Source organism: Dactylosporangium sp. CA-233914 (assembly GCF_050942935.1).
GTDB lineage: Bacteria > Actinomycetota > Actinomycetes > Mycobacteriales > Micromonosporaceae > Dactylosporangium.
In genome coordinates this window covers 7,961,457-7,976,619 of the sequence record NZ_CP192030.1, presented here as the reverse complement: position 1 = coordinate 7,976,619, position 15,163 = coordinate 7,961,457, and the positions used below count along the sequence as shown (strand labels likewise).

Genomic DNA, 15,163 nt, shown 5'->3' with positions numbered 1-15,163 from the left:
GATCAGACGGCGTCAAGACGCTAATACGAATTATCAAACTGTTCACCACTGCCACTATTCGCGCCGAGCGTAGGAACGCATCACTCAGCCGACGCCGGGTGTCAGGCGATGGCCAGGTGGTAGCTCGTGGCGATGCCGAGAAAGGTGCCGGCGGCCAGTGTCACGAGGGTGTAGTGCAGCCGGCCGGGCAGGGTCCACCAGTGCCGGCGCCACGCGACGACCGCGCACACGAGGGCGACGGCGGTGCACCCGACCGCCGTGGTCGACAGTGCGAGCGCCGTGACCAGCAGCGGTGACGTGCCGACCACGATGCTCTCGTTGAGTTTGTTGGCGTCGGCGAAGGCCGCCGCGAATACTGCGGTGAACGCGGTCACCAGAGCGGCGGTGGTCCAGGCGGCCAGCCGCGCGGCGCGGGCCCAGCGGGAGGGCGCGGCGTGGTGGCGGAGCCGACGGACCAGGGCGGCAATGGGCCAGTACACCACCGATGCGACGAGCACGAGCAGGCTCACCGCCAGCAGTGCCTGGTGCAGGGCCGGTGATTGCCACCAGGCGAGGCGTTCGTAGGCGACGGTGGGGTTGGCCGTGGTGTACAGCGCGGTGACGTGCCCGTCGTCGTCGAGCCGGAACCCGAGCTGATCCTGGCCGTCGCGCTCCTGGAAGAGGTCGTCGTCCACGCGTACCCAATGCTGGGTGGTCTTGTCCGGGTCGGCGGACAGCGGGCCGGTGGTGGTCAGAGCGCCATCGGGTCCCGGCTCGACCGACACTGACGACACCAGCACGGCGGCCTTGGTGAGGTCGTCGCCGGTGCGGGTGACACGGTAGTTGCCGGTGTACTTCGCGACGCTGCCGGTCGCTTCGGCGCGCGGCGCACCGGCAGCGGGGCGGAAGAAGCGGTCGACGAACCGTTCGACGAGTTCCTTGGTGGCGTACGAGCCCGTGCCGTCGACACCGTCGCCGTTGCAGACGACGAAGACGCCGATGCCCTTGTCCGGCAGGATGGCCAGGTTGCTGTGGAACCCCGGCACGTCACCGTCCTTGCTGAGGATCCGCTGTCCGTTGCGGGGGTGTTCCTCCCAGCCGTAGGCCATGCCCGGCAGGCGAGGGTCGTGGGTGAACTGCCGGGTCTGCATCTGTGTGATCGAGGCCGGATTGAGCAGTCCCGCGCCGGCGGACAGCTGAGCGTTGAGGAAGCGGCCCATGTCGGTAGCTGTGGCCACGACACCGGCCCCGGTCGGGGCGAGGGGGCCGTACTGGCCGCGGGCCGGCACCTGCCCGTCGCCGTCGGGCCGGTAGCCGTGCGCCATGGTGGTCTCGATGGCGGCCGGGTGCGGCTGCGCGGCCGTCGTGCCGGACATGCCCAGCGGCTGTGTGATGTGAGTTGCCACGTACTGCTCGAACGGCTGGCCGGACACGACCTGCACCACGTATCCGGCCAGGGTGTAGCCGTAGTTGTCGTAGGAGGCGAGTTCTCCGGGCGGCCGGACCCGCTCGGGCCGGTGCTTGGCCACGTACTCGGCGAGCGGTCCCACGTCGGCCGGATCTCGAACGGCCACGCCCAGGATCTTGTCCTCGAAGCCGGAGGTGTGGGTGAGTAGATGGGCCAGGGTGATCGGCCGGCCCGGGAACGTGTCCGGGATCTTGAAGGTGTCGAGGTAGGTGTTCACGTCGGCGTGCAGGTCGAGCCGGCCCTGCTCGACCAGTTGCATGACCGCGGTGGCGGTGAACATCTTCGCGGACGAGCCGATGAAGAAGCCGGTGCGGTCCGGCACGACCGGGACGCCGGCGGAGACATCGGCCTGCCCGTACCCTTTGACGGCCACCTGCTGCCCGCCGGAGACGACGACCACCGCCGCGCCGGGAATTCGGTACTTCGCCAGTTGCGCCGGTACGGTCTCGTCGAGGAAGGCCGCATAGTCGGCGGCGGGCTCGGCGTGCCCGGTGCCCGGTGCCACCAGCAGCGCTGTCAGCGCCACCGTCGAGGCGAGCGCGGCGCGAATGACATGCTTGCTCATGGCTCAGATGCTATGGATGATCATCGCTGAGGACGATCCGGCTGGCGACCCGATGCATACTGCAGCCAGCCCCACCATCGGGATCCGGTCGGGGTCGGGTTCGCGAGCCACCTCGCAGACCAAGGGCATACGGACTGCGAGGTGGTCCTTGGTAGATCAGCAGGCGACCCGGTGCAGCATGCCGTCGGAGGTTCCGACGACGAGTTCGCAGAATCCGTCGCTGGTCTCGGCGACGGCGAGATACTCGACGGCCGCCTCGAAAACGAGCGGCCAAGGCCTGGCGGCGCCATTGTTCGGATCTACGGTTACCAGCCGTCCGTCCGCGGTTCCGACCACGAACGACGGGTCGCGGTCCGGGGCGAGGGCCATGGCGACGACCGGCGGGCGTCCGGCAACGGCCCCGACCTCGGTGCTCGCGGTCACTGCTCCTGTGCGGACGTCGAGCAGGTCGAGGACGCCGTCGCGACCGCAGGATCCGATCACCGGCCCCCCGGCCGTGTAAGCGACCGCGGCCTCGCCCGGGTAGTACCGCATCAGCTCGGTCGTCAGCCGCCATCGTTCTCGCAGCTCGAGATCGACGGCTTCGACGCCGTGTACTCCTCCGAGTCGAAGCAGCAGCTGTTCGCCATCTACATCGACGATTGCCGGTGTGGTGTACGCCGCCGTCCAGTCCCGCCGGGCAAGCTCGACGCCGGTGTGCCCATCGCGCAACAGCAGCACCCCGTGGTCGTCGTAACTGACCAGCCGGCGACCTTGCCGGTCAACGGCGGCCAATGGAAAGTTGGGGTGCGCCCCCCATCGTTCGTCGCGCCAAACCGGGGTCCCGTCGAGCTGATAACAGCCGACGGCCGCAGTGTGCACGCCAGTGTGCTCGCTCACCACGACACGCCACGGATCGTCGATGAACAGGGCGTGGTCGGGCGCGCCATCGCTGATGATCTCGCCTAGCAGTGCGAAACCGGACGGTCCCGAGCGCCACACGCGCACGCTGCCGGCGGCATCGACGATCGTTGCCACCAGCAGGGCCGCGCCGTCGACGGCCAGAGCACCGGGCCGCCCAGCCAGCTCGTAGCAGGCAGTCCCGGACCGTGCTTGGCTCGTGCCGTCCCCCCGCGAACTGATCAGCCACGCCGACGGGCCGGCAACGGCCGCGACAGCGTGCGGGCGTCGACCGACGGGATGCAGCCCGGCTGACAGCGACAAGTCACGATCGACCCGATACACCGTTGAGTCTTGGCCCACGAGCAGGACCGCGCCGTCGAGGCCGGGATATCCGGCGACCACGCCGACACGACCCAGTTCGACGCACTCGTCAGCCGCCGGATCCCACCAGACCAATCGGTCGCCGTCGGCGGTGAGCAGACCGACAGTGCCGTCGGCGCGCGCCAGCGGCAGCAGCGAGCGGCGCGCCGCGTGGAATGACACATCCGGTGGCAGCTCGCCCTCGTCGCAGGTGACTGGGGCCAGCGAGCGAATCGTGGAGAGCCGTCCGGAGCCGTCTAGTCGGAACGTGCGCAGCCCCTCGGTGCCGTCAAGACGCCGTCGGCCGGCCGGGCTGACGATAGCCAGCGCGGCGCCATCGGGCATCTGCAGCGTGCCCCAGTAGTAGTGTCCGGGCAGCGACTCGATGATCTCCCCGGTCGCCACCGAGCGGACCAGCGTCCTCCACTCGGTGCCGTCGAAGTGCCCGACGATGAGCCTCGGGTCCGGCCCTGGCACGACCGACGAGATTTGCGGACGCAGTTCCTGCTCGTCGATCGGCGCGTCCTTCTCGACGAACTCTCCCCAAGCTCGCTCGAGGTGGTGCCCGTCGGCGCGGGTGACGGCGTAGTACTCCTCGACCTGGCAACTGACCTGCACCACGTAGCGATCATCGCCGGAGGCGACGACCTGGAGTAGCCCATAGGGCCGCGCACACGGATAATCGCCGGGATCTGGACGATAGGCCACGTCAGTCACCGTGGACCCATCGCGCAAGTCGATGACAGCCTGATAGAGGTGCCCGTCGGCCCTCCCCAAGACCACTTTCTCGGTGGGAACGTCGTGGCCTTCGGTGCGCTCTTCATCACCGTAGGCGGACCCTGTCCGTGTGGAGATGAGCAGCTGGTCGCGGCCTGAGCCGGTTATGTCGTCGACGATGAGGACCGGGCCGAAGCCGCGGTCGTAGCGTCCAGCGAAGTCGCGCTCCCACCGCAGACGAACGGCACCCGACGCGTCGATGTCGAAGCAGCTGATCGTCTCGGCGTAGCCGGGCGCGACCAACCAGCACAATCCGTCGCCGTACGCCATCAGCTTGGAAGAACCGGGACCCGAGAGCAGGGTGCCCTCCGGCGCCGTGTAACTCCACAGTCTGGTGCCCTGGTTCAGATCGAGCAGCACGACCTCTCGTTCGCGAACGAGAACGAGAGCGACCGCGCCGCGGACGATCTCGGCCACGTGCAGCACTCTGGTCACGACGAGGTCGCCGAGCCGGAACAGCGTCCGACCGTCCTCGGTGATCGCTTGCAGGCAGGTGCCAGCCAGGATCAATGTGGCCCGTCGTCCGGGCTCATGGCGGAACTCGGCCGCCTGACGCACTTCGGCGCCAGTCGACCACTGTTCGACCACGTGGGCATCGACGCCGCGAGCGGGCGCCTGCGACGCGCCTCGGTTACCTGCGCCGCGGGGACTCGTCCAACTCATGAGCCGCAGCCTAGCAATGGTAGGACCTAGGTCGAAAGAGTCCATTCGCGTCGGTCCGAGCGCTGCGAGTCATTGAAGTAGTGGCGGGCCCGGGTAACGATCTCGATCGCGTGCTTCTCGGCCAGCTCGCCCTCGCCGTTCGCGATCGCGTCAACCAAGGCTGCGTGCTGGGCGTTGGTTTCGAGGTGGCCGATACCGACGGACCGGTTGATCTCGGCGCCCCAACGCCGCTCCTCGGCCAGGATCTCGGCCATGGCCGCGAGTACGCCTTGGATGAACCGGTTGCCGCACACCCGTGCGATCAGGTCGTGCAGGCCCAGGTCGGCCGGCACGCGGACGTCAAGGTCGTCGTCGGCTTCCGCGATGGTGCGAATGGCGCGGCGCATCGCGGCGATCTGTGGCGGCGTTGCCCGCTCGGCGGCGAGCCGAGCGGCCCGCCCCTCAAGCAGGGCCCGCAGGTCCATCAATTCGTCGATTGCGCTGGCGTCGGCGTCCAGCAGGAACCTCATGTAGTTGCCCACTGCTACGGGCTGCAGGTCGCGCACGACGGCACGTTTGCCCTGCTGTGTCGCGATGATGCCCTCGCTGTGGAGCGCGCGCAGCGCATCGCGGACAACCCGCTGGCTGACGCCGAACCGCTCTGCCAGCTGAGCCTCTGTGGGCAGCTCGTCGCCGGCGCGAAGCTCGCCAGCCGATATGCGTTCGCGGATCGACGTCGCGATCCTCGCTCCGAGCGGGATCCGTCTGCTCCCGCCTGGGCGATCGAGCCTTGCGTGGTTGTCGGTGCCCTCGGGCCCCTCGGACAGCGTCTCGGCCATCCCATGCCTCCTTCTCAACCGGCCGGACCGGTGGCCGGCCCCCGGCCATGATATCGGCTGTTGCTATCTACTAACTTATGTCCTAGGTTCTTAGTAGACCAATGGAGGATATATGAGAATCGCGCGCGTGCGCCGATGGCCCGTTGAGTTTGGTCTCTACAACGCCATCTACGTCCAGATCGAGACCGAGGACGGCTTGGTCGGTGAGGCTGAGGTGGCGATGCGTCGCCGGACGCGTTCGGTCGTCGCGTTGATCGATGAGATGGCTGACAACCTGGTCGGTGTGGACGCGACCCGCATTGAGCGGATTCAGGAGCGCCTTTATCGTGACGCCTTCCTCGGGGGCACGCTGCTGACGATTGCTATCAGTGCCATCGATCAGGCGCTGTGGGACCTCAATGCCCGTGCTCTGGGGGTTCCGGTGCACCGGCTGCTGGGCGGCGCGTTCCGGGATGAGGTGCTGTTGTATACCCATGCTGCTGCGAGTGGGTCGCCCGAGGGTCTCGCCGCCGGTGTCCGTGATCGGGTGGAGCGTGGGTTTCGTGCTGTCAAGACCACGCTGCCGGGCTTCTATGAGAAGGTCACGAGTGTCCGGCATGACCGGGCCCCGCTCGTCGCACCGCATCACACCGAGACCGAGATCCTGAGCCCGTGGGTGTTCGGCTACATTGCCGAGTACTTTGCCGCGGCCCGGGAGGCAGCTGGCCGCGATGTGCATCTGATGCTCGACTGTCACGGTCGGCTCAATGTGGCGAACGCGATCCGGTTGGCTGAGGCGCTCGAGCCGTACGGCCTCACGTTTATCGAGGAGCCGGTTCCGTTCGAGCGCCTTGACTGGCTGCGTGAGGTGTCCGGTCGGGTCAGTACGCCGATCGCCGCGGGGGAGCGGTGGGGTAACCATCTGACCAGCGCGCCGTTCATCGAGTCGCATGCGGTGGCTGTCGCGCAGCCTGACGTCGGTCTGTGTGGCGGGATCACCGCTGCCCGCCGGATCGCCAATCTGGCGGAGGCTCATGCGATCTCGATCGCCTTCCACAATCCGCTTGGGCCGCTGCAGAGCGCTGCGACCTGGCATCTGGCGGCGACGCTGCCCAATTTCATGATCAGTGAGTCGTTGTTCATCCCCGAGCAGGCGGCCTACTGGGAACGTTATGTCGTCGGCGCGCCGGTCGTGGAGGGCGGTGTGTGGCATCCGACCGAAGGTCCCGGTCTCGGCCCGACGCTGAACGTGCGTGAACTCGATCGCAGTGAGCCGAACCTCGTCCTCGATCTCGGTGGTACTCGATGAGCTATCCGGCGGACTTCCTCATCGAACACGGGCTGGTCATCGACGGTGGCGGGAATCCTGGGTTCCACGCGAGTGTCGCGGTGCGGGACGGGGTGGTCGAGATCCTGCGCGGCGACACGTCCGAGGTCTCGGCGAGGGAACGGATTGACGCTACCGGCAAGATTGTCGCGCCGGGCTTCATCGATATCCATAGCCATTCGGATCTCGTGCTGCTCCAGGACCGGCATCTTGAAATGAAGGTCCGGCAGGGCGTTACCACCGAGGTCATCGGGGTCGACGGTCTGTCTTACGCGCCATTCTCAGACCCCGCCGACCTCGCCGCGTTCGCACGGCAGAACGCTGGAATCGCCGGGCTGCCCGGCGAGGCGTTGCCGTGGCGCACGCTGGGCGAGCAGCTTGAGGCCTATGAGGGCCGCACGACCGTCAACGTCGCGAGCTATGTGGGCAATACACCGGTACGGATCAATGCCCTGGGCTGGGGCGATGCGCCGGCGGACCGACCTGCGCTGGTCGCCATGCGGGCGATGGTGCGCGAAGCGATGTACGACGGCGCATTCGGCCTCTCGACCGGTCTCGACTATCCGCCCGGCAGCCACGCCACAACGGATGAGGTGGTGACGCTTGCCGCGGAGTCGGCCAAGCTCGGCGGGAGCTACCACACCCACGTACGCTACGGACTGGGCGACACCTACCTCGACCCGTTTGCGGAGGCGATCGACATTGCGCGCCGGGCCGCCTCGCCGTTGCAGGTCACGCATTTCTCGCGCAATGCTCGTGCGACGCATCCCGGGGGCGCTCAGCGCATGCTCGATCTGCTGACTGACGCGAACGAGAGCGGAGTCGATGTCACCTTCGACATCTACACATACGAGTGGGGCGGCACGCGACTCTCGCGACTGCTGCCGATTTGGGCACAGGTCGACGGTCCGGACGCGATGGCCGCAAGGCTGACCGACCAAGACGCCATGACCCGCATCGCCGACGAAATCGAGGACAGCGCCGCGGCGCGTCAGTACGTCGCGAACGCGCCCTTCTCCGATCTCCGGCTCGGCAACTTGACGGACGCGGAACATCGTCACTTCGAGGGCCGCTTCCTGAGCGAGGTCGTGGTGACCCTGGACGCCCCGCTCGGCCGCGTGCTCTGCACGTTGGTGCGCGCCAACCCTGCGGCGACCTTCACTCGGCCCAGCCCGCACGCTATGACCCTGTGGAAGTTCGTCTGTCATCCGTTGGGAATGATCGCCAGCGACTCCATCTTCATCGGTGCCGCCCCGAGCCCGCGGGCATACGGGTGCTTCACGCGAGTACTGAGCGAATTTGTGCGCGAGGAGCAGTTGCTGTCCCTGCCGGAAGCCGTACGCAAGATGACCTCGTTGCCGGCCCAGCGACTGGGCCTGTCCGACCGCGGTCTGCTGCGCACGGGCCAGGTCGCCGACATCGTGGTCTTCGACCTCGGGCTCAGCGCCGCACCGGCGAGCTTCGAGCGGCCGCGCGAGTTCGCTCACGGTGTCGAGCACGTGTTCGTGTATGGCCAGCCGGTGCTCCGCGACGGCATGATGACCGGACGCACCCCGGGGCGCGCGCTCCGCGGACCTGCGTACGGCCGCAACCCGTCATCGGCCTTCATCGCGCCGTTGCCGTCACCAGCCACCGCATAGTTGCCGAGCGTGAGTGCGTCGACGCCCCGCACGCTGGTGCGACTCGTCGATGTCGCGCGAGCCTGCCGGCGGTGACCCCGCGCCGGAGGCGGCCCGGCGCTGAGGGTCGTGCCTTGGCCAAAGTTGCCCCAACGGGCTCCATCCGATGTGCCGAACATCTTCTTCATGCGCGGGACATTGACCCCGTCCGGCTTCGCGCAATAGAGTCGAACTAATGACCTAGGTCCTGTATTACTCCAACAAGTCTTGAGGTGGCCGTAGTGGCTGATGTGGGTCGACGCGGCCTTCTGGCCGCACGCGCTGCTGACCGTGGCGATCCGGCAGCCGCAAGCTTCACGTCGTCGGCCGCTTCGTGCCGCGGTGGGTCGGTTCACGAGCGTTCGTCATCAGGCGACGTCCCCGAGTCGCTGTTCCGGGCGAGGCCGAATGGGTGCGTCAGGCGGCTTGGCACGTGACGATCAGCGTCTTTGACATGTTCTCCGTCGGAGTAGGGCCGTCGTCGTCGCACACGGTCGGGCCGATGCATGCTGCCCGGAAATTCGTTCAGGGTCTGGCCGATGACGAGTTACTGAGCGAGGTTACGCGGGTACGCGCCGAGCTGTTCGGATCACTCGGCGCGACTGGCCGCGGTCATGGAAGTGACCGCGCGGTGGTGCTGGGTCTCCTCGGCGAGCGCCCGGAGACGGTCGAAACTTCGACGGCCGCTGAGCGGGTGGCTGCGACGCTGGCCGCTGGCAAGGTCGAGCTGCTTGGTCGTCGATGGGTGTCCCTCGCTGAGGACGACATCGTCCTGCACCGACGCCGGGCGCTGGCCTTCCATCCGAACGGCCTGAAGTTCTTCGCCTTTGCCGGCGACGCGGTGCTGCGTGAGCGTACCTACTACTCGGTGGGCGGCGGCTTTGTCGTAGATGAGTCGGCGGCCGGAGCTGACCGCGTCAAGCCTGACGAAACTGCCCTGCCTTTGCCGTTCACGACCGCGGCGGAGTTGCTCAAGCGTTGTCAGCAAGCGGATTTGCCGATCAGCGGCGTCATGTTCACGAACGAGCAGACATGGCGTTGCGCAGACGACGTGCGGGCGCAGTTGTTGCGCATCTGGTCGGTGATGCAAGAGTGCGTACGCAGTGCCTTGACCACTGATGGCACGCTGCCGGGCGGGTTGCAGGTGCGTCGGCGGGCGCCGGAGTTGTATCGGCGGCTGTGTGCCGAGCCCTACGCGACCGATCCGCTGCGGGTAATGGATTGGGTCAACCTGTTCGCGCTGGCCGTGAACGAGGAGAACGCTGCCGGCGGCCGAGTGGTCACCGCGCCGACCAACGGAGCGGCCGGCGTGCTCCCCGCAGTGCTGCATTACTACACGCGGTTCTGCCCGGGCGCGGACGACGAGGGAGTTGTCCGCTTTCTCCTGACGGCTGGAGCGATTGGCGTCCTGTTCAAGGAGAACGCATCCATCTCTGGTGCCGAGGTTGGATGCCAGGGAGAGGTCGGTTCGGCGTGTTCGATGGCGGCTGGAGCGCTCTGCGAGGTATTGGGCGGGACACCCGAGCAGGTCGAGAACGCTGCGGAGATCGGGATGGAGCACAACCTTGGGCTGACCTGTGACCCGGTGGGTGGCTTGGTGCAGGTTCCTTGTATCGAACGCAACGCGATGGCCGCGGTGAAGGCAATCAATGCGGCACGTCTCGCGCTCCGCGGCGACGGCCAGCACATCGTCAGCTTGGACAAGGTAATCAAGACCATGCGGGAGACCGGCGCCGACATGAAGACCAAGTACAAGGAGACGGCGCGTGGCGGGCTCGCGGTGAACGTTGTCGAATGCTGAAGGGAAGTGGCAATGAGCGCAGCAATCGATAGCGGTGCGGCGGCGCAGGACGAGGTCGTCGATCTGCTCACGGAGCTGATCCGGATCAACACGTCGAACCCGACGCATGTGGAGCGGCCGGCGGCCGAGTGGGTGGCGGCCAAGCTGGACGAGGTAGGAATCGAGTCGCGAATCGTCGAGGCGGCGCCCGGCCGCGCCTCGACGATCGCCCGTATCGCGGGACACGACTCCAGTCGGCCGCCTCTTCTCGTGCACGGTCACTTGGACGTGGTCCCGGCGGAGGCAGGGGAGTGGTCCGTCGATCCGTTCGCTGGCGAGGTTCAGGACGGTTACGTGTGGGGCCGCGGTGCGGTGGACATGAAGAACATGGACGCGATGACACTGGCTGTGGTGCGGGAGTGGGCACGGACGGGCCGCCGACCGGCCCGCGACATCGTGCTGGCGTTCGTGTCCGACGAGGAGGGCGGGGGCGCCCTGGGCGCCCGCTACCTGGTGAACCAGCATGCGGATCTCTTCGCGGACTGCAGCGAGGCGATTGGCGAGGTGGGTGGCTTCAGCGTGACCCTCGACCAGGGCGCGCGCATCTACTTGATTCAGACCGCCGAGAAGGGCATCAACTGGCTTCGCCTCACCGCGTCCGGCAGCCCCGGCCACGGCTCGATGGTGCACGACGACAACGCGGTAACCCAGTTGGCCGCGGCCGTCTCCCGGATCGGCGCGCATGAGTTCCCGATCGTGCTGAACGACACGGTGCGTGCCTTGGTGGACTCGATCGCCGAGCGAACCGGCCTCGAGCTCGACCCCGGCCAACCGGAGAAGTGGCTGCACCAACTCGGTACGCTCAGCCGGATGATCGGCGCGACCATCCGCAACACCGCGAACCCGACCATGCTGCGGGCGGGGTACAAAACCAACGTCATCCCAGGCCGTGCCGAGGCCACCATCGACGCGCGGTACCTCCCAGGCCAGGAGCACGCGCTGCTTGCAGAGATCGATGAGCTGATCGGCGAGGGCATCGAGCGGGACTTTCTCGTGCGCGATATCGCGGTGGAGACCTCCTTCGAAGGCGCATTGGTCGACCAGATGGCGGCCGCCCTGCGGGCCGAAGACGAGGGAGCTCACGTGGCGCCCTACCTGTTGAGCGGCGGGACGGACGCCAAGTCGTTCTCCACGTTGGGCATCCGTTGCTTCGGATTCACTCCGCTGTTGCTGCCCGCGGAACTGGACTTCGCGGCGTTGTTCCATGGCATCGACGAACGCGTGCCGGTCTCATCGCTGCAATTCGGCGTCCGCGTCCTGGACAGGTTCCTGGCGAATTGCTGAGCGCTTGAGTGAGTTGACCGCTGTCTCGGTCCTGGCGTCGCACCAGGGGCGTTTCGGACGATGTCTCAGTCCGATGGGGGAGCTCTTCGATGCAAGGCAGGACTCACGATCTCGTCGTCACCTAGGGCGCAAGAGAAGGGCGTAACCGATGTTCTTTGAGAAGGTACTCGTCGCGAATCGGGGTGAGATCGCGATCCGGGCCTTCCGGGCTTCGGTGGAGTTGGGCGCGAGCACGGTCGCGGTATTTCCGTACGAGGATCGGCGATCCGAGCACAGGATGAAGGCAGACGAGGCCTATGAGATCGGTGAGCGTGGGCATCCCGTACGCGCCTACCTGGACCCCCGTGCAATCGTCGAGATCGCAGTTCGCGCCGGTGCTGATGCGGTGTATCCCGGATATGGGTTCCTGTCGGAGAACCCGGCATTGGCGGAGGCTTGCTCCGAAGCGGGTGTGACGTTCGTGGGACCGCCGGCAGAGGTCTTGAGGTTGACGGGGGACAAGTCGAGGGCCGTAGCAGTGGCTCGTGATGCGGGCGTTCCAACGCTTGTATCGGTCGCCCCGTCCACCGACGTCGACGCGCTCCTGGTGGCTGGCTCGCGACTGCCCTTCCCAGTATTCGTGAAGGCTGTGGCCGGCGGCGGCGGTCGTGGCATGCGCCGCGTGGACGCGCCAGCGGGTTTGCGTGAGGCGATCAACGTCTGCATGCGCGAGGCGGAGGGGGCCTTCGGCAACCCGAGCGTCTTCATCGAACAGGCGGTGATCAATCCCAGGCACATCGAGGTGCAGATCCTCGCCGACGCTACCGGCGAGATGGTGCACCTGTTCGAGCGTGATTGCTCAGTCCAGCGGCGACATCAGAAGGTGGTCGAGATCGCCCCTGCGCCGGACCTGGACCCTCGATTGCGGGAGCGGATCTGCGCGGACGCGGTGCGCTTCGCGCGCGCTGTCGGGTACGTCAACGCCGGCACCGTGGAGTTCCTCGTCGACGCCAAGGGCGACCATGTCTTCATCGAGATGAACCCCCGCATCCAGGTCGAACACACCGTGACCGAGGAGGTCACCGACGTGGATCTGGTACAAGCCCAGCTGCGGATTGCGGCTGGACATACGCTTGCCGATCTCGGGTTGGCGCAAGATGCGATCAGGATTCGCGGTACTGCCCTGCAGTGCCGGATCACCACCGAAGATCCGGCGAACGGCTTCCGGCCCGATACCGGGACGATCATTGCCTACCGCGCACCGGGTGGTGCGGGAGTCCGCCTGGACGGAGGAAACACGTTCGTCGGAGCCGAGGTGTCGCCGTACTTCGATTCGATGTTGACGAAGCTGACGTGCCGAGGACCCGACCTTGCGGCCGCGGTCGGCCGGACGCGCCGGGCGTTGGCCGAGTTCCGTGTTCGCGGCGTCGCCACGAACATCCCGTTTCTCCAGGCGCTGGTGAGCGAGTCGGACTTCGTCGAGGGACGGCTCACGACGAACTTCATCGACGACCACCCCCAGCTGCTCTCGGCGCGTTGGAGCGCGGACCGTGGCACGAAGCTGCTGAGCTATCTCGCCGAAGCCACGGTGAATCGCCCCTATGGCCAAGCACCTGCCCTCATCGACCCGGTCGCCAAGCTCCCCGACGTCAACCTTCTTCAAGCACCACCGCCAGGCAGCCGGCAGTTGCTCGAGCGGCTGGGCCCCGATGCGTTCGTGCGCCGGCTGCGCGACCAGACCGCGGTTGCGGTGACCGACACGACCTTCCGCGACGCGCACCAGTCACTGCTGGCGACCCGCGTACGTACTCGTGATCTTCTTGGCGTGGCAGGACATGTCGCACGCCTGACGCCGGAACTCCTTTCACTGGAGGTCTGGGGTGGCGCGACCTACGATGTCGCACTGCGTTTTCTGGCCGAGGACCCGTGGGAACGCCTCGCCGCGTTGCGTGCGGCGGTGCCCAACATCTGCCTGCAGATGCTGTTGCGGGGTCGGAACACGGTCGGCTACACCCCGTATCCCGCCAGTGTGACCGCGGCATTCGTCCGCGAGGCCGCGGTGACCGGCATCGACATCTTCCGCATCTTCGACGCGCTGAACAATGTCGAGCAGATGCGGCCGGCAATTGACGCCGTTCGCGAGACTGGTTCGGCCGTCGCGGAAGTCGCACTGTGCTATACAAGTAACCTCTCGGATCCCGCCGAGAAGTTCTACACCCTCGATTACTACCTCCGTCTCGCCGAGCGCATCGTCGACGCAGGCGCTCATGTGCTGGCAATCAAGGACATGGCCGGGCTGCTGCGCGCACCTGCGGCCCGCACCCTGGTCTCGGCCTTACGAGAACGATTCGACGTTCCGATACATCTGCACACTCACGACACTCCAGGCGGCCAGCTCGCGACCCTGCTGGCCGCCGTCGATGCCGGAGTCGACGCTGTCGACGCCGCATGCGCCGCCATGGCTGGCACGACCAGCCAGCCGGCCCTGTCCGCCCTCGTGGCGGCGACCGATCACACACCACGGGCCACAGGATTGGCACTGTCGGCCGTGTGCGACCTCGAACCGTACTGGGACGCCACCCGGCGTCTCTATGCGCCGTTCGAGTCGGGCGTGCCGGCACCAACAGGGCGTGTCTATCACCACGAGATCCCGGGTGGTCAATTGTCGAACCTCCGGCAGCAGGCCATCGCACTCGGCCTTGGTGAGAAGTTCGAGCAGATCGAGAACATGTACGCCGCTGCGAACCGCATTCTGGGCAATATCGTGAAGGTAACTCCTTCGTCCAAGGTAGTCGGAGATCTCGCGATGCACCTGGTGGCGGTCGGTGCCACGCCCGCCGACTTCGCCGCGGACCCAGCACGGTTCGACATTCCGGCATCGGTCACGAGCTTCCTCTCCGGCGAATTGGGCGATCCACCGGCAGGGTGGCCCGAGCCCTTCCGGACCAAGGCCTTGGCGGGACGAAGCTCGAACGCGCATGGGGTCGAGCTCACCCCCGAACAGGAGCAGGCGTTGGCCACACGGCCCCGTGCCACGCTCAACGAACTGCTCTTCCCCGAACCTAACCGCTACTTTCTCGAGTCGCTGCACAGATACGGCGACCTCTCGGTGCTCCGGACCCACCCGTACCTCTACGGCCTCCAGTCGGGCCAGGAACTGGAAGTCATGCTGGAAGAAGGAAAGACGCTGCTACTGGGCGTGCAGTCGATTGGCGACGCCGACGAGCAAGGAATCCGCACGGTCATGTGCACGATCAACGGGCAGCTGAGACCCGTCAACGTCCGCGATCGCACTGCCCGACCCGCTGCCCCGGCCCGGGAGAAGGCCGATCCTGCCGTACCTGGGCACATTGCGGCGCCGTTCGCCGGCGTGGTCACTCTGGTGGTGGGGCACGGTGACAAGGTACGTGCGGGCGACACCCTCGCGATCATCGAGGCCATGAAGATGGAGGCTCTCATCACCGCGCCCGTCGCCGGCATCGTCGAACGAGTCGCTCTCATCGGTACCCAACAAGCCGAGGGCGGCGACCTCATTCTGGCGTTGCTCGAGCAGTGACCTGACACCGGTTTCCCGGACACCGTGA

8 protein-coding genes are annotated in these 15,163 nt (G+C 66.9%); 5 read left to right on the top strand and 3 right to left on the bottom strand.

What is annotated here, in order from left to right; translation table 11 throughout:
* Positions 1-101: 101 nt before the first annotated feature.
* The 3 genes from ACQPY0_RS35475 to ACQPY0_RS35465 form a co-directional block, all read right to left on the bottom strand.
* Positions 102-2,012 carry a serine hydrolase domain-containing protein gene (locus tag ACQPY0_RS35475; protein WP_432970659.1) on the bottom strand — a complete coding sequence of 637 codons (1,911 nt, stop codon included), beginning with the start codon at positions 2,010-2,012 and terminating at the stop codon, positions 102-104.
* Positions 2,013-2,168: 156 nt separating this feature from the next.
* Positions 2,169-4,619 (bottom strand): hypothetical protein, encoded by a 2,451-nt coding sequence (locus tag ACQPY0_RS35470; RefSeq protein WP_432970656.1) that lies wholly within the window; start codon positions 4,617-4,619, stop codon positions 2,169-2,171.
* A 101-nt stretch (positions 4,620-4,720) separates the two neighbouring features.
* The gene (locus ACQPY0_RS35465) at positions 4,721-5,512 is read right to left on the bottom strand and encodes a FadR/GntR family transcriptional regulator (protein ID WP_432970653.1); all 792 of its coding nucleotides are present in this window, start codon (positions 5,510-5,512) and stop codon (positions 4,721-4,723) included.
* A gap of 112 nt (positions 5,513-5,624) precedes the next feature.
* On the opposite strand from ACQPY0_RS35465, the gene ACQPY0_RS35460 reads away from it, so the two are divergent.
* From ACQPY0_RS35460 to ACQPY0_RS35440, 5 genes are all read left to right on the top strand, one after another.
* The gene (locus ACQPY0_RS35460; RefSeq protein WP_432970650.1) at positions 5,625-6,800 is read left to right on the top strand and encodes a mandelate racemase/muconate lactonizing enzyme family protein; all 1,176 of its coding nucleotides are present in this window, start codon (positions 5,625-5,627) and stop codon (positions 6,798-6,800) included.
* On the top strand, positions 6,797-8,458 hold the full coding sequence (locus tag ACQPY0_RS35455) for an N-acyl-D-amino-acid deacylase family protein (protein WP_432970647.1): 1,662 nt from the start codon (positions 6,797-6,799) through the stop codon (positions 8,456-8,458). The genes ACQPY0_RS35460 and ACQPY0_RS35455 overlap by 4 nt, the downstream gene beginning before the upstream one ends.
* Positions 8,459-8,930: 472 nt before the next feature.
* A complete protein-coding gene (locus ACQPY0_RS35450; protein WP_432995508.1) occupies positions 8,931-10,277 on the top strand; it encodes an L-serine ammonia-lyase in 1,347 nt (448 codons plus the stop codon).
* Between the two features lie 12 nt (positions 10,278-10,289).
* Positions 10,290-11,600 carry a M20/M25/M40 family metallo-hydrolase gene (locus ACQPY0_RS35445; protein WP_432970644.1) on the top strand — a complete coding sequence of 437 codons (1,311 nt, stop codon included), beginning with the start codon at positions 10,290-10,292 and terminating at the stop codon, positions 11,598-11,600.
* A 148-nt stretch (positions 11,601-11,748) separates the two neighbouring features.
* Positions 11,749-15,135 carry a pyruvate carboxylase gene (locus ACQPY0_RS35440; protein WP_432970641.1) on the top strand — a complete coding sequence of 1,129 codons (3,387 nt, stop codon included), beginning with the start codon at positions 11,749-11,751 and terminating at the stop codon, positions 15,133-15,135.
* The last annotated feature ends 28 nt before the right edge of the window (positions 15,136-15,163 follow it).

Excerpts from the sequence above, each read along its gene's own strand:
- ACQPY0_RS35475 (WP_432970659.1), bottom strand. The coding sequence starts at position 2,012 with ATGAGCAAGCATGTCATTCGCGCCGCGCTCGCCTCGACGGTGGCGCTG.
- ACQPY0_RS35465 (WP_432970653.1), bottom strand. The coding sequence starts at position 5,512 with ATGGCCGAGACGCTGTCCGAGGGGCCCGAGGGCACCGACAACCACGCA.
- ACQPY0_RS35460 (WP_432970650.1), top strand. The coding sequence starts at position 5,625 with ATGAGAATCGCGCGCGTGCGCCGATGGCCCGTTGAGTTTGGTCTCTAC.
- ACQPY0_RS35455 (WP_432970647.1), top strand. The coding sequence starts at position 6,797 with ATGAGCTATCCGGCGGACTTCCTCATCGAACACGGGCTGGTCATCGAC.
- ACQPY0_RS35450 (WP_432995508.1), top strand. The coding sequence starts at position 8,931 with ATGTTCTCCGTCGGAGTAGGGCCGTCGTCGTCGCACACGGTCGGGCCG.
- ACQPY0_RS35445 (WP_432970644.1), top strand. The coding sequence starts at position 10,290 with ATGAGCGCAGCAATCGATAGCGGTGCGGCGGCGCAGGACGAGGTCGTC.
- ACQPY0_RS35440 (WP_432970641.1), top strand. The coding sequence starts at position 11,749 with ATGTTCTTTGAGAAGGTACTCGTCGCGAATCGGGGTGAGATCGCGATC.